This window comes from Kribbella sp. NBC_01505 (assembly GCF_045040285.1).
Lineage (GTDB): Bacteria > Actinomycetota > Actinomycetes > Propionibacteriales > Kribbellaceae > Kribbella.
Genome location: NZ_CP109425.1, coordinates 1409827 through 1432036, shown reverse-complemented (window position 1 = coordinate 1432036; position 22210 = coordinate 1409827). Strand labels below are relative to the sequence as shown.

At 67.7% G+C, this 22210-nt stretch carries 18 protein-coding genes; 10 read left to right on the top strand and 8 right to left on the bottom strand.

Annotated features, from left to right (window positions below; translation table 11 throughout):
• Nucleotides 1-132 precede the first annotated feature (132 nt).
• Nucleotides 133-1323 carry an adenylyltransferase/sulfurtransferase MoeZ gene (moeZ, locus tag OG474_RS06350; RefSeq protein ID WP_405061259.1) on the top strand — a complete coding sequence of 397 codons (1191 nt, stop codon included), beginning with the start codon at nucleotides 133-135 and terminating at the stop codon, nucleotides 1321-1323.
• On the opposite strand, the gene OG474_RS06345 is transcribed toward moeZ, so the two are convergent.
• Both OG474_RS06345 and OG474_RS06340 read right to left on the bottom strand, forming a co-directional pair.
• Nucleotides 1320-2108: a maleylpyruvate isomerase family mycothiol-dependent enzyme gene (locus OG474_RS06345; RefSeq protein WP_405061258.1), complete on the bottom strand. Its 789-nt coding sequence runs from the start codon at nucleotides 2106-2108 to the stop codon at nucleotides 1320-1322. The genes moeZ and OG474_RS06345 overlap by 4 nt on opposite strands.
• Nucleotides 2109-2110: 2 nt before the next feature.
• Nucleotides 2111-2746 carry a TetR/AcrR family transcriptional regulator gene (locus OG474_RS06340; protein ID WP_405061257.1) on the bottom strand — a complete coding sequence of 212 codons (636 nt, stop codon included), beginning with the start codon at nucleotides 2744-2746 and terminating at the stop codon, nucleotides 2111-2113.
• 88 nt (nucleotides 2747-2834) lie between these two features.
• On the opposite strand from OG474_RS06340, the gene OG474_RS06335 reads away from it, so the two are divergent.
• The 7 genes from OG474_RS06335 to OG474_RS06305 all read left to right on the top strand — a co-directional run bounded on the left by OG474_RS06335 (nucleotide 2835) and on the right by OG474_RS06305 (nucleotide 13299).
• Complete coding sequence (locus tag OG474_RS06335; protein WP_355457548.1) at nucleotides 2835-3101, top strand: DUF2277 domain-containing protein; 267 nt, start codon at nucleotides 2835-2837, stop codon at nucleotides 3099-3101.
• Nucleotides 3102-3347: 246 nt separating this feature from the next.
• Nucleotides 3348-4187 carry a TIGR03560 family F420-dependent LLM class oxidoreductase gene (locus OG474_RS06330; RefSeq protein ID WP_405061256.1) on the top strand — a complete coding sequence of 280 codons (840 nt, stop codon included), beginning with the start codon at nucleotides 3348-3350 and terminating at the stop codon, nucleotides 4185-4187.
• 10 nt (nucleotides 4188-4197) lie between these two features.
• Nucleotides 4198-4494 carry an MGMT family protein gene (locus OG474_RS06325; protein ID WP_405061255.1) on the top strand — a complete coding sequence of 99 codons (297 nt, stop codon included), beginning with the start codon at nucleotides 4198-4200 and terminating at the stop codon, nucleotides 4492-4494.
• Nucleotides 4495-4711: 217 nt separating this feature from the next.
• Nucleotides 4712-7927, top strand: a complete 3216-nt coding sequence (locus OG474_RS06320) for an ATP-dependent helicase (RefSeq protein WP_405061254.1) — start codon at nucleotides 4712-4714, stop codon at nucleotides 7925-7927.
• Nucleotides 7927-11160, top strand: coding sequence for a UvrD-helicase domain-containing protein (locus OG474_RS06315; RefSeq protein WP_405061253.1), 3234 nt, complete (start codon nucleotides 7927-7929; stop codon nucleotides 11158-11160). Before OG474_RS06320 ends, OG474_RS06315 begins: the two co-directional genes overlap by 1 nt.
• 544 nt (nucleotides 11161-11704) lie before the next feature.
• Entirely contained in the window at nucleotides 11705-11959 is a 255-nt protein-coding gene (locus OG474_RS06310) for a hypothetical protein (RefSeq protein WP_405061252.1), read from the top strand.
• Between the two features lie 659 nt (nucleotides 11960-12618).
• Nucleotides 12619-13299 (top strand): GPP34 family phosphoprotein, encoded by a 681-nt coding sequence (locus OG474_RS06305; protein ID WP_405061251.1) that lies wholly within the window; start codon nucleotides 12619-12621, stop codon nucleotides 13297-13299.
• Here the strand turns inward: OG474_RS06305 and OG474_RS06300 are convergent, their stop codons facing one another.
• The 3 genes from OG474_RS06300 to OG474_RS06290 are packed head-to-tail and all read right to left on the bottom strand — an operon-like array spanning nucleotide 13300 to nucleotide 16798.
• Nucleotides 13300-14850, bottom strand: coding sequence for an AMP-binding protein (locus OG474_RS06300; RefSeq protein ID WP_405061250.1), 1551 nt, complete (start codon nucleotides 14848-14850; stop codon nucleotides 13300-13302).
• Between the two features lie 13 nt (nucleotides 14851-14863).
• The gene (locus OG474_RS06295) at nucleotides 14864-15988 is read right to left on the bottom strand and encodes a DUF5938 domain-containing protein (RefSeq protein WP_405061249.1); all 1125 of its coding nucleotides are present in this window, start codon (nucleotides 15986-15988) and stop codon (nucleotides 14864-14866) included.
• 3 nt (nucleotides 15989-15991) lie between these two features.
• Nucleotides 15992-16798 carry an SDR family NAD(P)-dependent oxidoreductase gene (locus tag OG474_RS06290; protein WP_405061248.1) on the bottom strand — a complete coding sequence of 269 codons (807 nt, stop codon included), beginning with the start codon at nucleotides 16796-16798 and terminating at the stop codon, nucleotides 15992-15994.
• Nucleotides 16799-16975: 177 nt separating this feature from the next.
• Between OG474_RS06290 and OG474_RS06285 the strand changes: the two genes are divergently transcribed.
• Complete coding sequence (locus OG474_RS06285; protein ID WP_405061247.1) at nucleotides 16976-17611, top strand: TetR/AcrR family transcriptional regulator; 636 nt, start codon at nucleotides 16976-16978, stop codon at nucleotides 17609-17611.
• Between the two features lie 3 nt (nucleotides 17612-17614).
• Here OG474_RS06285 and OG474_RS06280 read toward each other — a convergent pair whose 3' ends face one another.
• Both OG474_RS06280 and deoD read right to left on the bottom strand, forming a co-directional pair.
• Entirely contained in the window at nucleotides 17615-18121 is a 507-nt protein-coding gene (locus tag OG474_RS06280; protein ID WP_405061246.1) for a hypothetical protein, read from the bottom strand.
• A 26-nt stretch (nucleotides 18122-18147) separates the two neighbouring features.
• Complete coding sequence (gene deoD, locus OG474_RS06275; protein ID WP_405061245.1) at nucleotides 18148-18861, bottom strand: purine-nucleoside phosphorylase; 714 nt, start codon at nucleotides 18859-18861, stop codon at nucleotides 18148-18150.
• Nucleotides 18862-18900: 39 nt separating this feature from the next.
• Here deoD and nudC point away from each other — a divergent pair, with 39 nt between their 5' ends.
• Nucleotides 18901-19824 carry an NAD(+) diphosphatase gene (nudC, locus tag OG474_RS06270; RefSeq protein ID WP_405061244.1) on the top strand — a complete coding sequence of 308 codons (924 nt, stop codon included), beginning with the start codon at nucleotides 18901-18903 and terminating at the stop codon, nucleotides 19822-19824.
• Between the two features lie 3 nt (nucleotides 19825-19827).
• Here nudC and OG474_RS06265 read toward each other — a convergent pair whose 3' ends face one another.
• Complete coding sequence (locus tag OG474_RS06265) at nucleotides 19828-22197, bottom strand: hypothetical protein (protein ID WP_405061243.1); 2370 nt, start codon at nucleotides 22195-22197, stop codon at nucleotides 19828-19830.
• Between the last annotated feature and the right edge of the window lie 13 nt (nucleotides 22198-22210).

The following is a 22210-nucleotide window of genomic DNA, read 5'->3' as shown; positions in this document are numbered from 1 at the left end:
ACCAGGTGAGACCCCAGTCCCGGGATTCGGACCAGGACTGGGGTCTCCGGCATTGTGCGGGAACATGGAGAGCAGGCTGATGGTTGAAATGCTGACAGCCTGATTGGATCCCCACACCCCAGGAGCCGACACGTGTCACTGCCACCGCTGGTCGAACCGGCCGCCGAGCTGACCATCGACGAGGTCCGCCGGTACTCGCGGCACCTGATCATTCCCGAGGTCGGGATGGCCGGCCAGAAGCGGCTGAAGAACGCCAAGGTCCTGGTCATCGGGGCCGGCGGTCTGGGCAGCCCGGCGCTGCTCTACCTGGCCGCGGCCGGCGTCGGCACGCTCGGCATCGTCGAGTTCGACACCGTCGACGAGTCGAACCTGCAGCGCCAGATCATCCACGGCCAGTCCGACGTCGGTAAGTCCAAGGCGCAGTCGGCCAAGGAGTCGATCCTCGAGACCAACCCGAACACCAACGTCGTGCTGCACGAGGTGCGTCTCGACAACGACAACGTGTTCGAGATCTTCGAGCAGTACGACCTGATCGTCGACGGCACCGACAACTTCGCCACCCGGTACCTGGTGAACGACGCCGCGGTGCTGCTCGGCAAGCCGTACGTCTGGGGCTCGATCTTCCGCTTCGACGGTCAGATCAGCGTCTTCTGGGCCGAGCACGGCCCCTGCTACCGCTGCCTCTACCCGGAGCCGCCGCCTCCCGGCATGGTCCCGTCCTGCGCCGAGGGCGGCGTACTGGGAGTGCTCTGCGCATCCGTCGGCGCGGCCCAGGTCACCGAGGCGATCAAGCTGCTCACCGGGATCGGCGACCCGTCGCTCGGCCGGCTGAACATCTACGAGGCCCTCGACCTGAACTGGCGCGCCCTGAAGGTCCGCAAGGACCCGAACTGCGCCATCTGCGGCGAGAACCCGACGGTCACCGAGCTGATCGACTACGAGAACTTCTGCGGCGCGATCACCGAAGAGGCTGCGGATGCAGCCGTCGGTTCGACCATCTCGGTCAAGCAGCTCAGCGAGTGGATCAAGCTCAAGGACAACGGCGAGAAGGACTTCGTCCTGATCGACGTCCGCGAACCGAACGAGTACGAGATCAACCGGATCCCGGGCTCGGTGCTGATCCCGAAGGCCGACTTCCAGACCGGTGTCGCCCTCGAGAAGCTTCCGCAGGACAAGCAGCTGGTCTTCCACTGCAAGTCCGGCGTCCGCTCCGCCGAGGTGCTGGCCATCGTGAAGGGCGCCGGCTTCTCCGACGCCGTCCACGTGGGCGGCGGCGTGGTGGCCTGGGTCGACCAGATCGACCCGAGCCAGCCTGCCTACTAAAAGGGCATACGGCACCCGGCGGCTGCTTCCACAGCCGCCGGGTCGCCGGACACCACCGGCGCGTCGTCGCGGCCGGACAGTGTGCGCATGTAGCTGACGGCGTCGACGGCGGCGTGACCGACCGGCTCGCCCCTCCCCAGTCGGTAGGTCCCACCTCCCTGGCCGGTGAGTTCCAGGTCGACCGCCGGACGATCGCCCCAGAACGGTCCGTCGATCAGATCGCGCATCACCTGCGCGATCAGCTCCGCGCCGTACGGGCCGGGGTCGAACGGCCGGCCGAGGGCCTGGCAGATGTCGTCGCGGTGCATCCAGAGGTCGCGCGGGAGCAGGATGTCCTGGATGTAGCCGAGGTTCAGCGAGAAGTCCGGGAACTCGTCCGTCGCCATGCTGATCCGGCGGATCAGTGCCGGGTTGCGAGAGATCGTGCGGGTGGCCTTGCCCCACACCCGATCGAAGGTGCTGCGCAGTAGGTCGGGTGGCGTGCCGCGGTGTTCGTCGGCCTGCACCATCATGTGTGCGTCGAACTTCGGGGCGGTCGGGTAGACCCGCTTGCCCTTGCGGAAACGCCGCGGGAACGACAGCGGCCGGATGACGTCCTCGGCCTGGCCGATCAGGTGCCCGGCGATATCGGCGACATCCCACGCGTCGCAGACGGTACGGCGCTGCCAGTCGCTCCCGTCGATCGACGCCAGCAGGTCGTGCCAGGCCTGGAGCTCGGAGTCCCGGTGCTGTGCACATCGGCTCCGGTCGGCCCGGCCGATATCTGTTGCTAGTACTGCAGTCATGGCTACCCCCTGGGTGGTGCGTAGTACTGGTAGAACATGTCGAGCACTGTGGGCAGCAGACGCACGTAGCGGCCGTCCTCGAAGGAGGCATCCGGCTCGTTGGCCATCTGCTGCGAGACCAGACCGGCCGTGATCGACGTGTAGAGGGCGAGGCCCTCCTCGGTCGCGGCCTCTGGCCGTAGCTGTCCCCGGTCGACGCCGTTCTGCAGGTGCTGCCGCAGGTCGTCGAGCGCATCCTGTGCCGGGGCGAACGCTTCCGGGCTCGGCTCGAACCCCGGGACGGTCCGCCAGAACAGCAACTGCGAGTAGACCGGGTTTTCCAGGCACCAGCGGCTGAACGCCTTCACCGCGATCAGGTCGAGCTCGCGGATGTCGTCGGTGTCCGCGGCCGCGCACGCCTCCAGGCGGGAGTTTCGGAAGAACTCCGCCCCGCGGTGGAAGAGTGCGTCGTAGATCGCCATCTTGGATGGGAAGTACTGGTAGATCGACGGTGGCTGGATGCCGAGCTTCCGCGCCACCGCGGACAGACTGAGGGAGGCGACGCCCTCGGCCTCCATCAGCTCGATGGCGGCCGTGAGAATCTCTTCGATCGTCTCCTGCCGGCGACGTGCCCGGCGGTCCAGTCCCGTGGTGCTCATGGTTTGAGGAAACCCGAATACCATTAGGGAAGTCAATACCCCGTAGTTTTTCTGCCTGATTGTCCCCGGCGCGACGTAGTGTCGGAGCATGTGCCGAAATATCACAGTGCTCCGGGGACTGGAGCCCGCCGCGACCTCTGAGGAGATCTACGCGGCCGCGCTGCAATACGTACGCAAGGTGACCGGCGTCGGTTCGCTCAGTGCGACCACGCGGGGGCCCATCGAGCGCGCGGCCACCGAGGTCGCCCGCATCACCGAAGAGCTGCTGGCGGAGATGCCCGACCGCCGCGTCCCGCCGCAGACGGTGCCGCCGCTACGTCGGCCCGAGGTGCGCGCACGCCTCGGACTCGACTAAGGGCTACTACTTCGGACCGGCCACCGGTCGGGATGCTGAAGGAACTGCTCGAACGCGTTGCTCACCGCGGTCCCGTCCGACCCGGCGACTTCGAGCGTTCCCGTGGCGGATCCCCAGCACCCCGACCCCTCTTCGTTGCCGTTCCTGTACTCAGTGTCGCGAGACCTGGAACGCGTCGCCTCCGCTGGTCGGCGCGGCGGAGTAATGTCCCTGCCGGAAGGCGCATACCGCGAAGAAAGGTCACTCATGCGATTCGCTGTCAAGACCAGGCCGGAACACACCACGTGGCAGCAGATGCGTGATGTGTGGGTCGCCGCGGACCAGTTGGAGATCTTCGAGTCCGCGTGGCACTGGGACCACTTCTACCCGCTCAGCGGCGACATGGCCGGGCCGAACCTCGAGGCCTGGACGACGCTGGCCGCGCTGGCGCAGGCAACGTCGCGGATCCGGGTCGGCTGCCAGGTCACCGGCATGATCTACCGGCACCCGGCAGTGCTGGCCAACATGGCGGCCACGACCGACATCATCTCCGGCGGCCGGCTCGAGCTCGGCATCGGCGCGGGCTGGAACGAGATGGAGACCGCCGCCTACGGCATCGAGCTGTATCCGTTGAAGGAACGGTTCGACCGCTTCGACGAGGGCGTGCAGGCGATCATCGCGCTGCTCACCGAGAAGTCGGCGAACTTCGACGGGCAGTACATCAAGCTCACCGACGCGTACTGCGAGCCGAAGGCCGTGCAGACGCCGCACCCGCCGATCGCCATCGGCGGCAAGGGCCCGAAGCGCACCCTGCGAGCCGTGGCGAAGTGGGCCCAGCACTGGAACGTCATCGTCGCGGATCCGGAGGAGTGGAAGCCGCTCAAGGAGATCCTCGTGCAGCGCTGCGAGGAGGTCGGCCGGGACGTCAACGAGATCACCTGCTCGGTCAACGTGCGGATCGATCCCGACCAGCCACTCGACGTCGCGGTCGCCGCAGCGGCGGCGTACGCCGAAGCAGGTGTCGACCTCGCGGTGATGAACCTGCCGCTCGACGCCTCGCCTTCCGTCCTCGAGCCGCTCGCGAAGGCCCTGGCCCCGCTGGCTTAGGTTGACGCCTGTGGACAGAGAGGAATACGTCGAGGCGGTGCTGCGGGCGGTGGAGTCGATTCCGCCGGGCAGCGTCGCGACGTACGGAGACATCGCCGAGTACGTCGGCCAGGGTGGACCGCGTCAGGTCGGAGCGATCATGCGCGAGTACGGCGGCGGTGTGCCGTGGTGGCGGGTGATCCGAGCCTCCGGCGTACCGGCTGATGAGGTGGGTGACGAGCAGTTGCACAACCTGCGGTCCGATGGCGTGCGTGTGACGAACGGGCGAGTGAATCTGCGCGACGTCCGCTGGCAGCCGAAGCTGTGACACCGGCGGCGCGCAGCTCCGCCCCGAGCGCGCGCCGCCGGTGCCGGGCGGCCGGACCAGTCGTTGGGGTGACCAGCCCGGCCGCGTCCGGAAACCGTTGTTCACAACGATGATGCGACCGTAACCCGGAAAGTTGTGGTGTCCGCTTTTCGGGGAACGAACGGCGGATCGGGGTGCCCGAACGGGAACTGTCGGTGGGGTCTGGTGGGATGGGGCGATGGTCAGCAGACAGGGTTCCCGGTATCGGCTCGTTCGGGCCGAGGGACGCGCTGCGCAGGCGCCGGTCCTGGACGCCGACCAGCAGGCCGTGGTCGATCATCCGGGTGGGCCGCTGCTGGTGCTCGCCGGGCCGGGCACCGGGAAGACGACCACCTTGGTGGAGGCCGTCGTCGACCGGGTGCGGAACCGTGGACTGAGTCCGGACGAGGTGCTCGTGCTGACCTTCGGGCGGAAGGCGGCCACTGAGCTCCGGGACCGGATCACCGGGCGGCTCGGCAAGACCACTCGGGTGATGCCGTCGATGACGTTCCATTCCTTCTGTTATGCGTTACTGCGCCGGTTCACGCCGGCCGACGCGTTCGACGTGCCGCTGCGGTTGCCGTCAGGTCCGGAGCAGTCGCTTCGGTTGAGCGAGGCGTTGTCCGGGAGCCGTGAGGTCGGCGCGGTGCACTGGCCGCGCAGTCTGCATCCGGCGCTGAAGACGCGTGGGTTCACCGACGAGGTGCAGGCCGTGATCGGCAAGGCGCGGCAGCTCGGGCTCGACCCGGAGGACCTGACCGCGATCGGGCGGGCGGCCGAGCGGTCCGAGTGGGTCGCGGTCGGAGACTTCTTCGAGGAGTATCTGCAGATCCTCGACCACGAGCAGGTGCTCGACTACTCCGAGCTGATCCATCGTGCGGTGATTCTGGCGCAGCAGCCGGCGGTCCAGGACAAGCTGCGTGCGGAGTTCAAAGCGGTCTTCGTCGATGAGTATCAGGACACCGATCCCGGCCAGACGATGTTGTTGCAGGCGATCGCCGGCGGCGGACGCGACCTGGTCGTGGTGGGAGATCCCGATCAGTCGATCTACACCTTCCGCGGTGCCGAGGTGCGGGGCTTGCTGCGGTTCACCGAGGAGTTCCCGACGGCATCGGGTGCGGAGGCGGCGCAGATCGCGCTCGCGACCACCCGCCGTTTCGGTACGACGCTGCAGCGGGTGTCGCGCAATGTCGTGAACCGGCTCGGTGTGCCGGGGACACTGGACCGCGAGACGTTCGACCGGTTCCGCAATCCAGACGCTTCATCGTGTGTCTACGGCGCAGGGAAGGTCGAGGCGAATCTCTACTCGACCAGTGGTGCCGAGCTGGAGCACATCGCCGATCTGCTCCGTCGGGCGCATGTGCAGGACGGTGTCGGGTGGCATGAGATGGCGGTGCTGGTCCGGTCCGGCAGCCGGTCGATCCCACCGCTGCGACGGGCATTGGCCGCTGCCGGGATCCCGGTTGATGTGGCTGGTGACGAGCTTCCGCTCTCGCGTGAGCCTGCTGTTCGGCCGATGCTGCTGGCGCTGCGCGCAGTTGCCGACCCCGTCACGCTGACGGTCGACGTCGTGCGGGCGCTGGCGTTGTCGCCGTTGGGTGCGATGGATGCGGGGCAGCTGCGACGACTGGCGCGGGTGCTGCGGAAGCGCGATCGCGAGGCGGCGGATGGTCAGCGGTTGCCGCGATCGTCGGACGAGCTGCTGCGGGACGCATTGCTGAATCCGTTGCTGCTCGACGAGCAGGCGTCTCCGGCCGAGGCGCGGTTCGCGGCGCTGGGCGAGAGGTTGCTCAAGGCAAGAAATATTGTGAACGCCGGGGCGGCGCCGGACGAGGTGATGTGGTCGCTGTGGTCGGAGTCGCCGTGGCTGCGACGGCTGCGCGGCCAGGCGCACTCCGGTGGCGAGACCGCCCGGGCGGCGAACCGGGATCTGGATTCGTTGTGCGCGCTGTTCGACGCGGCCGGGCGGGCCGAGGAGCAGATCGGGTTCAAGGGCGTCTCGGCGTTCCTGAGTGAGCTCGAGTCGCTGGACATCGCGGGGGACAACCGGTTCGACGGGACGTATCGCGAGGCCGGCGTGCAGCTGATGACCGCGCACCGGTCGAAGGGGCTGCAGTGGCGGCTTGTCGTGGTGGCGGGTGTGCAGGAGGGGCAGTGGCCGGATCTGCGTCGCCGCGGCTCGTTGCTGCAGCCGGATCGGCTCGGGCGGGACGGGCTGGTGGAGCCGCTGTCTGCCGGCGCGTTGCTGGCTGAGGAACGCAGGCTGTTCTACGTCGCGATCACGCGAGCGCGGGAGCGGTTGATCGTGACCGCTGTGCAGGCGCCGGAGGCAGACGGGGATCAACCGTCGCGGTTCCTGGCCGAGCTGGACATTCCTTTGAAGCTGGTGGCGGGGCGGCCGCGGCGGCCGTTGTCGCTGCCTGGTCTGGTCGCGGATCTGCGTTGTGTGCTGGCTGATCCGGCATCGTCCCCTGCGTTGAAGCGGGTGGCGGCGGATCGGCTCGCGCAGTTGGCCGACGCGGTCGACGACCGTGAGTATGCGTTGGTGCCGACGGCTGATCCGGGGCGCTGGTGGGGTGTGCGCGAGCGGACCAAGTCGGAGCGCCCGATCGCCGACCCGGAGCTGCCGGTGCCGTTGTCGGGCAGCGCGCTGACCACGATCGTGGACTGTCCGCTGCGCTGGTTCCTGACCCGGCGCGCCGGTGGTGAAACACCGAGTACGTCGGCGATCGGGTTCGGTCAGGTATTGCACACACTGGCCGATGCGGTCGCGACCGGGACGCTGCCGCCGTCGATCGACGAGCTGAACGGCTGGCTCGACAAGGTCTGGACGCAGCTCGACTTCGAGTCGGCCTGGATCTCCGATCGGGAGCGCGTCGAGGCCGAGCAGGCCCTGCGCCGGTTCGTCGCCTGGCATCAAGGTCGCCCGGAGCGGACGCTCGTCGGCACGGAGGTCGAGTTCGATGTCCTGCTGCCGGATCCGGAGCAACCCGCCGTACGGGTCAAAGGCCGGATGGACCGCGTGGAGAAGGACGGCGAAGGGACCATCCGGGTCGTCGACCTCAAGACCGGGCGCAACCTTCCCACCAAACCTGCGCTGGCCCGCCACGTTCAGCTGGCCATCTACCAACGTGCCATTGCCTCCCGTCAGGTCGCCGCGGCCGGCGACGATGCGGTTGCCGGTGGTGCCGAGCTCGTCCAGCTTCGCCACGACGACAGCGGCTTTCCCAAGGTCCAGCACCAAGGTCCGCTCGAGCCTGGCGACGACGGCAAGACCTGGCTCGACGAAGCCGTCGAGGATGCCGAGACCATGGTCCGCACCGAAGACTTCACCGCTCAGCGCAACGACGGCTGCGGCCGCTGCGAAGCCCGCGCGCTCTGCCCCATCCAGCCCGAAGGCCGAGAGATCGTCTGATGACCGCCGTGAAACTGCAGACGACTGCTGAGCTCTGCGATCTGCTCGGGATCCCGTTCAGCGACCAGCAACTGGCGGCGATCACCGCGCCTCTTGCTCCCGGCGTGATTGTGGCGGGCGCCGGGTCGGGGAAGACGACGGCGATGGCGGCCCGGGTGGTCTGGCTGATCTGCACGGGGCAGGTGAAGCCGGAGGAAGTGCTGGGGCTGACGTTCACGAAGAAGGCCGCCAACGAGCTCGATGTGCGGATCCGCGACGACCTGACCAAGGCCGGCGTGCTCGGGTCGACGCTGCCGCCGGATCAGCATCCGATTCTGGCCGCGCACCTGCGCAGCAACGTGCCGAACTGGGAGCCCGAGGAGCCGGGCGAGCCGGTGGTGTCGACGTACCACGCGTTCGCGGGCACGTTGATCGCTGAGCATGGGCTACGGCTTGGGCTGGAGCCGGATGCCCGGGTGCTCGCCGACGCGACCAGGTTCCAGCTTGCGGGCCGGGTTGTCCGGCGGTCCGCCGGGCCGATCCGGTTCGCCTCGCATCACGTGCCGACGCTGGTCAACAGCCTGCTCTCGCTCGACGGTGAGCTGGCCGATCACCTGCTGCGCGCGGACGTCGTACGGGATCATGACGAGGCTGTTCGGCAGGAGGTTGCGGCTGCGCGCAAGCAGACGGTCGAGGTGAAGAAGCTTGCCGAGACCGCGTTGAAGCGTGGCGAGATCCTGCAGCTGGTCGAGGAGTACCAGGCCTACAAGGGCGAACGTGGAGTGGTCGACTTCGCCGATCAGATGGCGCTGGGTGCACGACTGGCCGAGGAGTGCCCGGAGGTCGCCGTCGCCGAACGCGCGCGGTACAAGGTCGTCCTGCTCGACGAGTATCAGGACACCTCGGTGTCGCAGCGCCGGATGCTCACCGCGCTGTTCGCCGGTCCGGGCGGCCGCGGTCACCCTGTCACCGCGGTCGGCGATCCCTGCCAGGCGATCTATGGGTGGCGTGGTGCCTCGGTTGCGAACCTGGACGAGTTCCCCGAACACTTCCCGAACGGCGACGGCACGCCGGCCCACCGGTATGTGCTGAGTGTGAACCGCCGCTGCGGCAGCCGCATCCTCGCCGCGGCCAACCAGCATGCCGCCGAGCTGTATGAGCAGCACCCTGGTGTCATCCCGCTCGAGGCCCCGGCCGATGCGCCCGAGGGTGCGATCACCGTTGGTCTGTTCGAGACTCGCTCGCAGGAGATCGAGTGGGTCGCCGATGCGATCGTCGCCGCGCACCGGACGCCGAACCGGCGCTGGAAAGACATCGGCATCCTGATGCGGACGAACGTCGACCTGAGCGCCGTTCACGAGGCTTTGATCTCGCGCAAGGTCCCGGTCGAGGTGGTCGGCCTTGGCGGTCTGCTGGCGCTGCCCGAGGTCGTTGACGTGGTTGCCACCCTGCAGGCCGTCAACGACCTCACGGCGAACGCCGCCATGCTCCGCATCCTCACCGGACCGCGGTATCGGATCGGGCACCGCGACCTTGCCCTGCTCGCGAATCGGTCCCGCTCGCTCGCCGACACCGGTGCGCGCCCGGCCGCCGACGACCTGGTCGCCGCGCTCGACGCGGCGGTCGCCGGGATGGATTCGACCGAGGTCATCTCGCTCGCCGAAGCGGTCGACGATCCTGGGACGGAGGCGTGGGGGTATTCGGCCGAGGCGCTGGTCCGGTTCAAGGAGCTGTCGACCGAGCTGCGTGAGCTCCGGGCCCACGGGGCAGAGCCGTTGCTCGACCTGGTCCGCCGGGTGATCGCCACCATCGGCCTGGACGTCGAGCTGACCGCGACCCCGGATCACGTCGACTCCGGTCGCCGCGACCACCTGGCCGCGTTCCTCGATGCCGTCGGCAACTTTGTCTCGACCGAGTCGGACGGTTCGCTCGACGGTCTGCTCGCCTACCTCGCCGCCGAGGAGGAGTACGCCGCCGGCCTGGACCTCGCCGTACCGAGCGAAGCGGACTCGGTGAAGCTGCTCACGACGCACCGGTCCAAGGGTCTGGAGTGGCCGATCGTCTTCGTGCCGGCGCTGGTGCAGAAGGTGTTCCCCTCCGATCGCGGTCGCGACAAATGGACGACGAACGCGAAGGTCCTCCCGTGGCCGTTGCGCGGTGACGCCGACACCCTGCCCACTTTCCACGACCTCTCGAACGCCGGGCTGAAGGCGTTCGCGGACGAGTGCAAGCAGGTGAACTCGCTGGAGGAGCGCCGGCTCGGATACGTCGCGTTCACCCGGGCGAAGGAGATCCTGGTCGCCACCGGGCACTGGTGGGGTCCCACGCAGAAACGCCCGCGCGGCCCCTCGTCGTACCTGGAGACCTTGAAGAAGCACGCCGGCGAACGCGTGGTCGCCTGGGCCGAGCAGCCGGACCTCGAGGAAGAGAACCCCGAGCTCGCCGAGGCGACGACAGCTGCCTGGCCGGCGGCGTACGACGCCGAGGCCTATCGGCTGCGGCTGGAGGCGGCCGGGCTGGTGCAACTGTCGCGGGCCGAGGGACCGTCGCAGGACGCTGAGGATTCGCTGCTGCTCGACGAGCAGGCGCTGGTCGCGCGCTGGGATTCCGAGATCGAGAGATTGTTGTCAGAGGCAAGGGAAAGCCGGAGCCGCAAGGCGTACGACGTGACGCTGCCGACCGCGCTGTCCGCGACGCAGGTGATGCGCCTGGCCAAGGACCCCGACGGTCTCGCCTCCGAGCTCGCCCGCCCGATGCCACGCAAACCCAACCGCGCCGCCCGCTTCGGCACCCGCTTCCACGCCTGGGTCGAGTCCTACTTCGGCCAGCAACTCCTGATCGACCCCGACGACCTCCCCGGCGCGGCCGACGAGGACATCGTCGACGACACCGACCTCACCGACCTGATGGAAGCCTTCCGCACCGGCCCCTACGGCGAAACCTCCCCCTACGAGATCGAAGCCCCCTTCGCCCTCGCCCTGGGCGGCCGCACCATCCGCGGCCGCATCGACGCCGTCTACCAGGTGGTCCGCCCCGACGGCTCCCGCGGCTACGACGTGGTCGACTGGAAGACCAGCCGCTCCGAATCCGCCGACCCCCTCCAGCTAGCCATCTACCGAGTCGCCTGGTCAGAGCTGATGAACATCCCCCTGGCCGCAGTAGGAGCAGCCTTCTACTACGTCCGAACCGCCGACATCATCCGCCCCGAATCCCTCCCCGACAAACAAGAACTCATCGACCTACTGAACGGCTGACTCCCGCACATCTGTTCGGGGCGTGAACAGGAAACCGTGGCCTTGAACAAGGCATAACTTGTTCAAGGCCCCCACAAGGAGTGCCAACCCCCGACACCTGCCGATCGGGGTGCGGTCATCGGCGCCGGCCGACGCCGTGCGGTGGTTGATGGCGCTGTAAACCGTTCGGTGTCACCCGCGAACCACGGTTCCCGCGCGCTGCGCTGCGGCCGGTGAGGTCGGCGGCTGGTCGCTGCTGCGGCCGATGAACTGAAGGATGAGTGGCTGGGGTTGCTTGTGGTTGGGCGGGATGGTGCGGTCGGTGACCGAGGTTCCACGTTGTCTGGGGCTGACGGGCTATGGCTGAGGTGGATGGAATGCCGTCGGCGACCGAGGTGCAGGTTGCGTGTGGTTCCGCGCTGTTGCTCAGGTCAGTGGACTCGGATCGTCCGGCAGGCGGCTGGGTTCTCGCGCCACCACTGGTGTGGCGTGAGACACCTTGTGGCGGCTGGAGACCTGTTGCCATAGGTCTCCGGCCCCGGCTTGTTGTCTCCGGCCGCCACTGGTGGCGCGGGCCAGCCGGGGAATCGCACTGCATCGTGGCCGCGGTCGCCTCGCGGATGCGCAGAGCGAGATCATGGGGATGCTCAGCGAGGACGGTGCCGAGCAGATGCGGGACGGCTCGATCGAGCACACCCTCGACCCGTCCAAGCCGTACCGCTACACCGCCGAGGTCACTGACCTCTGGGGTGAGACCGTCCTGATCATCCGGATCATCCCCGTAGCGTCCGAAGAATCGCCGACGAGCGCCCGCTGTTGAGTCTCGTCAGATAGTTCATGGGTGTGTCGCGGGACATCGGTGACACTTTGGTCGGCTCGCAGGCTTGAGTTTTGGTTCATGGCCAGGGGTCGCGGCTGCGGCCGATTTGCTGCACGGGAAGGTTGAGGGGATCTCCGCTCAAGTTGCTGGTTCTCCCCTCGTTTTTTGACCAGAGAAGGGTCAACTTGAACGGATAGCCCACCAAAATTTGCTGAGGTCCAGGCAACGGGAAGCTCGGCCGCCAACGGGCACCGACCCCGTCGGCGCGCCTTTGCGTGGTTCTGCTGCCTCTCAGAGGCAGCAGAACCACGCTGATCGACAACTCCCGCAGATCCGGGGCCGGCGCCCGCATTCCGCAACAGGCTCACAACCGCCAGCCCAACACCGCCAGCCCAACACCGCCAGGCCGGCTCGACCGCAGCCATAACTGCCATCTATGTCCGGAGACAGCAATTGGTACCGACGTCCCGAGACATGACAGCCGACGAGCGCCCGCGAGTCTTCGGACGTTGCGGGGGCCTCGCCGGACTTCCTGACCGAGGTCGCCGCCGCGCTGGGGGAGCCGGTGGTGGTCAACGGACACCACTACTGAAGGTGGACCTGGCGGGTAGTCCGCGTGGCGGATGTGGGCCAACCAACCGGTTGCTTACGTTAAGAGCATGCTGATTGCCGAAGACCTGCTGCTGCTGATGTACGACGACGAGACCGGTAAGCCGATCGTCGGGTCGCCGAAACTGGACTACGCGCTCGGTGGCGCGCTCCTGATCGAGCTGACCACGCTCGGGAAGGTGGACATCACCACCGGCGGTGACGGTGAGAAGGCCGGGCGGCTGAAGGTGCTGGACACCTCGTCGACCGGGGACCCGATCCTGGACGACCGCCTCGCGTACGTTGTCGGCAAGGCCGGGAAGAAGCCGAAGGACGTCCTGAGCGGCCTCTCGAAGAAGGTGCGCGACCAGCTGCTGGTCCGGCTGGCCGAGCGCGGCGTCCTCGAGGCGGACCAGGGCAAGGTGCTCGGCCTGTTCCCGGTCACCCGGTGGCCGGCGAAGGACGCGCAGCACGAGGGTGAGGTGCGGGCCGCGCTGGAGAGCGTGTTGAAGGTCGGCACCACGCCGGACCAGCGGACCGGTGCCCTGATCGCCCTGCTGAGCGCGCTGGACGTCGTACCGAAGGTGATCACCGATGCGGTCGACAAGCGGCAGCTACGGGCTCGTGCGAAGGTCATCGCGGACTCCGACTGGGCAGCGGCCGCGGTGAAGAAGGCCGTCGCTGAGATGCAGGCCGCCATCACCGCAGCCATCGTGGTGTCGGCGACCGCTGGTGGCGCGTCCAGCAGCTGACTAGTGGAGGCGGGCCTTGATGTCCGGCTTCAGGACCTTGCCGACCTTCGAGCGCGGCAGGTCCGCCCAGATCAGTACTTCCTTGGGTGCTTTGACACTGCCGATCCGTGCCTTCGCGAACGCGATCAGCTCGGCCGGATCGGCGGTCGCACCTGCCTGGAGCTGGACGACGGCGACAACGCGTTCGCCCCACTTCTCGTCCGGGCGGCCGATCACCGCGCAGTCCTGGACCGCGTCGTGCGCCATCAGCGCCTGCTCGACCTCCGTCGAGTACACGTTGAAGCCGCCGGTGATGATCATGTCCTTGGCCCGGTCGACGATGTACAGGTAGTTGTCCGCGTCGAGGTACCCGATGTCGCCGGTGTGGTGCCACCCGTACGCCGATGCTGTCGCCGTCGCCTCGGCATCGCGGTAGTAGCCGCGCATCACCAGCGAGCCCCGGACCACGATCTCGCCGCGCTCGCCGACCGGAAGCAACTGCCCGTCCGGCGCCATGATCGCCGTGGTGACCAGCGCGGACGGCCGCCCGGCCGATGCCAGCCGCTCGTGCGCGATGTTGCCGGAGGCATCGAAATGGTCGGCCGGTGGCAGGATCGAGATCATCATCGGCGCCTCGGTCTGACCGAACAGCTGCGCCATCACGGGACCGATCCGCCGCAGCGCCTCTTCGAGCCGGGATACCGACATCGGTGCGGCGCCGTACCAGAAGCACTGCAGTGAGGAGAGGTCCGTGCTGTCGAGCTCCTCGGCCGCGAGCACCATGTAGATCAGTGTCGGCGGCAGGAACGTGTGGGTCACCCCGTGCTGTGGGATGAGCTTGAGAAACGCATGTACGTCGGGGGCGCGCATGATGACGATTTCGCCACCGGACGCGAGCACCGGGAAGCAGAGCACACCTGCGGCGTGGGTGAGCGGTGCGAGCGCCAGATAGACCGGTCGGACGCCAAAGGGGTAGCCCATCAGCGTGAGGGCCGTCATGGTCTCCAGATTGGTGTCGGTGAGCATGACCCCCTTGGGCTGACCAGTAGTGCCACCCGTGCCGACGATCAGCGCCAGCTCTTCTGGGTCAGCGAAGTCAGGGGCCGGCTGGGACACGCCCCCGCAGAACGTGTCCCAGCCGACGGTCCGGTCACCGTGGGGGCCGGTGCCGGAGGATTGACCGGAATCCAGGCACACGAAGGTGTGGACCTTCGGTAGCGCATCCCGGATCCGGTCCACCAGTGGCGCGAACGCCGACTGGTAGATCAGTACTTCACAGTCGAACCGGTCGAGCAGCTCCCGGTTCTCGGCTGCCTCGTTGCGCGGATTGATCGGGCACCAGACCGCACCGGCCCGGCTGATCCCGAACACGCAACTGAACGCGATCGGGTCGTTGGCGGACAGGATCGCCACCTTGCCGCCGGGCCGTACGCCGGTTGCCACCAAGCCGCTCGCGATCCGGTACGACAGGTCCTGGACATCGGCATACGTCAGCGTCTCGCCGTCAGTGGTCAGGCAGGGCCCGTCCGGTCCGAGTGAGGCGCCTTTGTCCAGGTAGTCGACCAGTCGCATCGGGCTGCTCCTCTCAATGCACCACGGTCAGCTGTGGCTCGGCGACCAGGCCGAAGCTGCGCAGTACGCCGAGCAGCTCCCGGTGACCGAAGGCCTGACAAGCACTGGCGAACCCGACTCGCTTCGGTGGCGTCTGCAGCAGTGAGTACGCCGCATAGGCCTGCAGAAGACCGGTCTGCTGGTAGTTGCTGTTGCCGTGGATCACACAATGCGCCCGGCCGAGCGGACCGGAGGCGTGCACCGAGTCGAGGGACTTGTTGACGCGCGGGTTCTCCCGCGGCGGCATCGAGTCCATCACCTGCCGTGCGGTCGCAGTGAGCGCAGCATCGCGGTCGTCCGGAGCCATGTCCTTCGTGGCCTCCAGTGCGGCCGCGACAATCTGCGGTACGCCGTTCATCAGCGCTGCGTTGAAGACGCCACCCTGCGCCTTGACGTTGGCAACCCGTGGGTCACGCTTGAACCAGACCGGGTGTGACGTGCCACCCCACGGCAGTGACAGCGCCAGCTCGTGCTGCCCCGGTACGACGAGTGAAACCAGCCCCTGCTCGGGGAACTCGACGTACTGGTTCTGCTCCAGGAAGTGTGCCTTCGACGTCGCAGCGTTCACCAGAATCGTGCGTGTCGAGGCGATGGTCGGGCTGCCGCCCCAGAACACCGCGATGTCCAAGGTGTCGAGCCCTGGCTGCTCCAAACAGAGCTGTGCGGCGATCTCACCGGTCGTGTACATCTGCGCGATGCCAGGGGCCAGCAGCAGACCGGCCTCGGCGAACTGAGCGCCGTACTTCTCGTCGCAGGTGATCAGCCAGTCCTGCTCACCGGTGGTGTCGGTGTAGTGCGCACCTGCCGCGAGAGCCGCCTCTACGGCCGCAGGCCCGAGCTCACTGAACGGTCCGACGGTGTTGAGCACCACGGACGCGCCTTTGAACAGATCGGTCAGTGCGGCCACGTCATGGTCGACAGTGGCGATCTCGTAGTCGGCTGTCTCGATGCCGGCCACGTTCGAGCTCATCGATGCCTTGAGCTTGTCCTCGCTGCGGCCTGCGGCCACGAACGGGACGTTGTACTGGCGCAGGTACTCACAGACCAGCCGGCCGGTGTAGCCGGAAGCGCCGTAGACGACGACAGGTTTCGCAGTCATGGGTCACATCCCCATTCCGCCGTCGACCGGCAGACCGATGCCGGTGATGAAGCGGGCCTCGTTCGACGCCAGGAAGACGACCGCATCGGCCATGTCGGTGACCTCACCGAGCCGTCCGGCCGGGGTGAGCCCGATGACCGCGCCGACCGCCTCTTCCGGGGAGCCGAACAGTCCGAGCTCGGCGACGTCGTTCGCCAGGCCGGCGCCCATCGCGGTGGGGACGAGTCCGGGGTAGATGCAGTTCACGCGGACGCCGTACCCGAGCTTGCCGGACTCCATCGCGGCGACCCGGGTGAGCCGGTCGACCGCGGACTTGGTGGCCGAGTAGATCGCGATCCCGGGGAAGGCGATGGTTGCGGCGACCGAGGAGATGTTGATGATCGCGCCGCCCTGCCCGGCCAGGCCGTCGGGGCGCATCGTGCGCAGGCCGTACTTGATGCCCAGCGCGGTGCCGAGGATGTTCACGTCGAGCATCTTGCGGATCTGGTCCGCGGTGACCTCGGTGAGCAGGCTGGTGATCTCGATCCCGGCGTTGTTCACCAGGATGTCCAGGCCGCCGAGAACGTCGTTGGCCGCGACGACGGCGTTCTCCCAGCTGCCTTCGTCGGTGACGTCGTGGGCGACGAACCCGTTGCCGGCGCCGAACTCGGCGTCGAGCGCGTCGGCGACCGCGGCGCCGGCGTCCTTCTGCAGGTCGGCGACGACGACCTTCGCGCCGGCCGCGGCGAGTGCCTTGGCCATTCCTTCGCCCAGTCCCTGGGCCCCGCCGGTGACAAGGGCCTTACGCCCGGAGAGATCGAGTCCGCCCATCGGGGAGCTCCTTTGCTCGAGTGGCTGCGGAGGGTGATTGGGGCACAACTCTGGCCCGTTCTTTGACACTCGTCAAGACTTTGCTGGACACTTGTCAAGAAGTCTCCCCGCCGCGGGTCGCGCCTGGTCCGCGGCGGGTAGGCTGACGCATCACCATCGGCGACGACAGGAGTGGCGATGAGCTCGGCAACAGACGTCACGCCCTCGGACCGGCCCGCCCGGGTCTCCGGGATCGACAAGATCGAGCGCCGCCGGATCGCGCTGGCCGAGTCCGCGCTGAAGACGCTCGGTGAGCTCGGCTACGCCCGCACCAGCCTGCGCGAGATCGCGAACAACTCCGAGTTCACGCACGGCGTCGTGCACTACTACTTCCGCGACAAGATCGACCTGATCAGCTACTGCGTGCGCTACTACAAGACCAAGTGCGCCCAGCGGTACGACGAGGTCGTGGAGACCGCGACCACCGCCGACGAGCTCGGTGTGGGCTTCCTGGCGAAGATGACGCAGACCCTGGTCGAAGAGACCCCGATGCACCGCCTCTGGTACGACCTGCGCGCCCAGAGCATGTTCGAGGAGCAACTGCGCCCGGACGTGGTGGCGATCGACCAGCTGCTGGAAGCGATGATCTGGCGGATCCTGACCCGGTACGCCGAGCTGGTCGGAGGCGAAGTCTCAGTCGACCCGCCGACGGCGTACGCGCTGGTCGACGGTCTCTTCGAGCAGGCCGTGGTGGCCTACGCCGACGACCCCGACGGTGTGCCGGAGCGCTTGGCAGGACGCGTTCAGAGCGTCCTGCCGAAGCTCATCCAGTAGTGACTACTCCGCCTGACAGGCGGTCTTGCAGAGCTTGTCGGTGACGGTCAGGTGCACACCTGGCTCCTCGGTGTCCGACTCGGCCGCGTAGTTCACCAGCCAGTCGCCTGCGGTCATGTCGGCCGCCGGCTTGCCCTTCTGTGCGTCGAACCAGGAGGCGATGTCCTGCGGCTGGCTGATGTGGGCGACCTCGAGCACCTTGGGCAGGACCTTGGCGATCGCGGCAGCCGCGGTGTCGGCCGGGCCGCTGGCGTTCACCGACACCACCGGTGGCCGGGGGTGGTCGCCGTTCAGGATCGACACCGACGCGGCACCCGACGTACAGAGGGCGTAGGCCTCGTCCGTGCCGCACTTGAAGCCGGCCTGGGTCAGTCCGGCGACCAGTGCGGTCGCTGTGACCGGAGTCAACGCTTCTGGAGCCGATGAAGAGGTGCTTGAGGACGGCGGGTTGCCCGGGCTCTTGGCGGGCTCGTTCGAGGAGCAGGCGGTGAGCAGCAGGAGAGCGGCCATGGCGGTGGCGGCGCTCCTGATCCGGCTCAGACCGGCACCTCGATCGCAGCATCGAGGGCGATCGTGATCATCTCGGAGAACGTCGTCTGGCGCTCCTCGGCCGACGTGACCTCCTTGGTGATCAGGTGGTCCGACACCGTCATGATGCCGAGCGCGCGGCGACCGAACTTGGCGGCCAGCGTGTAGAGGGCCGAGGCCTCCATCTCGATCCCCAGGACGCCGTACTCCGCGGTCCGCGAGACCAGGTCCGCACGGTCGTTGTAGAACAGGTCACCGGAGAACACCTGGCCGACGTGCACGTTCAGCCCGGCCGCCTCGGCGGCGTCCACCGCGGCGCGCAGCAGCTTGTAGTCGGCGGTCGGCGCGTAGTCGATGCCGTGGAAGCGCAGGCGGTTCATCTGCGAGTCGGTGCTGGCGGACATCGCGATGATCACGTCCCGGACCCGCACGTCCTCGGTCAGCGCACCGCACGTCCCGACCCGGATCAGGGTCTGTACTTCGTACTCCGCGAACAGCTCGTTCGCGTAGATGGAGGCGGACGCCTGGCCCATGCCGGAGCCCTGGACGGAGATCCGCTCACCCTTGTAGGTGCCGGTGAACCCGAACATGTTCCGGACCTCGGTGTAGCAGGTCACGTCGGACAGGTAGGTCTCCGCGATCCACTTGGCCCGGAGCGGATCACCGGGGAACAGCACCCGTGGTGCGATCTGCCCGGGTTCGGCGGCGATGTGAATACTCATGCCGGGATGCTCTCATGCGACCGGGATATGTTGAGTTACGTGGCCTACTCGATAGCTCCTGGTTCGCTGACCCTGTCCCGCTCCGTTCTCGACCGCGCTGCCGACCGGCGGCGCGATGACGACTGGCTGGAGAAGGCGTGGGCCGCTCCGGACACGCAAGTGGCCGTAGCGGTCGGCGACAAGCTGCAGGCGACCGCTGATCGGAGCGGACTGCAGCTGGTGACCCCGGCCGAGGCCCCGGAGGGCATCCGGGTCTTCATGGGGATCGACCGCGAGTCAGGAGCCGGTCAGACCGCCGACGGCCGCGCAGTGTTCGCCGTGCTGGTCGCAGGGGAGGCAGACGAGTCGTATGCCGGCCTGCGGGAGCTGGGCCTCGTCCTGGGCGACCGTGAGGCCGGTATCGCCGTCCATGCGATCGGACTGGCGCATTGGCACGCCGTGAACACACACTGCGCGAACTGTGGTGAGCACACGGTGGTGGTGGAGGCCGGACACGTCCGCGACTGCCCCAACTGCGGCATGCACCACTTCCCGCGGACCGATGCCGCCATCATCGTTCTGGTCACCGACGACGAGGACCGGGCCCTGCTCGGCCGCAACGGCGCCTGGCCCGAGGGCCGGTACTCGACACTGGCCGGGTTCGTCGAGCCAGGCGAGTCGCTGGAGGCCGCCGTACGGCGTGAGGTCTTCGAAGAGTCCGGTGTGGTCGTCGGGTCCGAGGTCCTGTACGCCGGGAGCCAGCCATGGCCGTTCCCGTCGAGCCTGATGCTCGGCTTCTACGCCAAGGCGATCGGCACCGAGATCGAGGTGGACGGCGACGAGATCTCGGATGCCAAGTGGTTCACCCGGGAGGACCTCCGTGCGCTGGTCGAAGCCGGCACGATGGCCCTCCCTGGCAACATCTCGATCTCCCGTCGCCTGATCGAGGGCTGGTACGGCGAGGAGCTCAGCGGAAGCTGGTGAGCCTCACCGGCCGCCCACCTTGGAGACTGCGGCGGCGACCCGGATCAGGACGCCTTCCCAGTACTCCACCTGGCCGGAGCGCTCGAGTGTCCGGAGCTTCCGGTCCACTGCGAGCACGTAGGCCGCGTGGTTCGGCCACTCTGCCTTGGCACTCGGCAGTACGTCGGTGAGTGTGCAGCCGTACTCCAGATTGCGGTTCACCACGTGGCTGTTGACGTTGCCGGTCCACACGTTGGCGCGGAGGTCCGACTTGGGACATGCGTCGGCCGGCGGCTTGTACGACGCCAGGTTGGTCGGAATGGTCCAGCCGTCCAGGCGCAGCAGCGAGTAGTACGTGCCGTCCGGTCCTTGCGTGAGCCGGTTGAGGCCGTGGTCGCGGAGGATGGTCGACGTCCCGCTCAGACTGTCCAGGACGAACAGTCGGCCGCCGGAGACGCCGTACAGGTAGCCGTCGCGCCAGGAGAGCGCTCCGTCGTGTCCGGTGATGCGTCCGGGGAAGACAGGGTAGGTGCGAAGGATCGCACCGGTGGTCTTGTTGGCCACGAACACGTTGCCGTCGGCCAGACCCCAGATGTTGCCGTCCGGTCCGATGGTCAGCTCGTTGATGCTGGCCGCGCCTGGCACCGGTACGACGTCCGCTGTGACAGTTCCCGTGGCTGGGTCGACCTTGACCAGGTGCGCTTCAGTCGCTCGGGGCTCGGTGCCCTGACCGCCTTCGATGGCCGATCCGGCCCACACACTGCCGCCGATCGGTAGCAGGGATGCGATCGACTGGTCGGTCACCAGGTTCCGGTAGACCTTGAACGTGTTGGACGGTACGTCGTACACGGTGATCGCACCGCCGTATTCGCCGTACCCGGGAGTCGTGCCGACGTACACGCTGTTGCCTGATGGCACGACGTCGAACGGGCGGTTCTGCAGGTCGCTGTCGACCAGACTGAACAGGATCTTCGGATTGGTCGGGCTCTCCGCCAGAGCGGTGTCCCAGAGCTGTAGACGGCCGTAGGGGTAGATGCCGACCCACATCTTGCTGCCGGTGCCCCATGCCCAGCCCTCGACCTGGCCCTGGCGTGCGGTGACCGTGTACTTGCCGGTGGCGGGGTCGTAGTACGACGTGGAGCCGTTGAGGTAGGCGTTGATATACACCCGGCCGGTGGCTGGGTCAGCGATCGCGTGTTGCAGCGCTACGGGGACGGGCTTGAACGGCGAGGTCCACTGCGCGAGGGTTCGGGCCACTGGGTCGTAGCGGAACGTTCCACCGGAGTAGTTGCCAGTGAGGCCGTAGAGGATCTGCTGGCCGTTCTCAGTCACCCAGCCGTAGCCGATCGCGGCACCACGAGTCATCCGGGTCGGCGGGGTTGTCACGGTGCTGACGGTGTTGGCGTCGAGGTCGTAGCGCATCAGATTGAGCGTGGTCGTCGTGGTGAAGTACACGCCACCTGGACCAGCTCCGGAGACCCCACGGGCGGCGAGTGGATAGGTCAGCACGAGACTGCCGGTCGCGGTGTCAGTGAACTTGACCTGCTCGAAAGTGACCGCGTCGACGACGGCCAGCTTGCTGCTGGCGTTGGCGAACACCCGTCCGCCCGCATAGTCGAGGTCGATGATCTCCGTCGCGACCAGACTCGGCGGAGTGACGTTCCGGACCGCTCCGGTAGCCAGGTCGATGCGGAGCAGCTTGCCGGCCGGTGTGGAGATGCCGACGAACAGTGCGTTGTGGTCGGGGTCGTAGACAGTCGACCGCGCGTACTGCTCCACCGGGTCGAGCGAGCCGTAGTCGGTGACCTTCCCGCTGCCCGCGTCGTACTTGAAGGCGTGGGTGTTCGGATAGGTACCGCCGTAGACGTTGCCGTTGCGGTCCGCGGTGAGGCCGTAGATGAACGACTCACCGGCGATGGGCCGGCCGAGGTCGGTGACCACAGCCGTCACCGGGTCGAAGCGATAGAGGTGTGCGTTCGGGTAGGTGCCGACGTACAGGCGGCCGTCGCTCGCGACGACGATGCCCCACGCTCCCGCCGCGCCCGGTAGCGGGACTGCGTTCAGCAGCTGGCGGCTGTGCACGTCGACGACGTTCAGGTTGGCGTTCTCGCCGGCCGGTACGGCGTACACGACGTCGCGACCGTCGGGAGTGCGGCCGACCGTGCCCTCCATGACGGTGAGCGAGCTGATCGGAGCGCCGAGGTCGGTGACCGGATCCGGTGTGAGGGTGCGGCCGATGACATCAGGGCGTTCCGGTCCTACCTCGGACGGGAACGGATCCGGTCTCCCGGTGGGTAGTGGTGGAGCGGCGGTGGCCGTGGCTGTGAACAAACAGCTGATTACGGCCAGGACCGCTAAAACGAGGGCAAGGCGGAAGGAACGACGCGGAATCATGGCGGATCTCCCT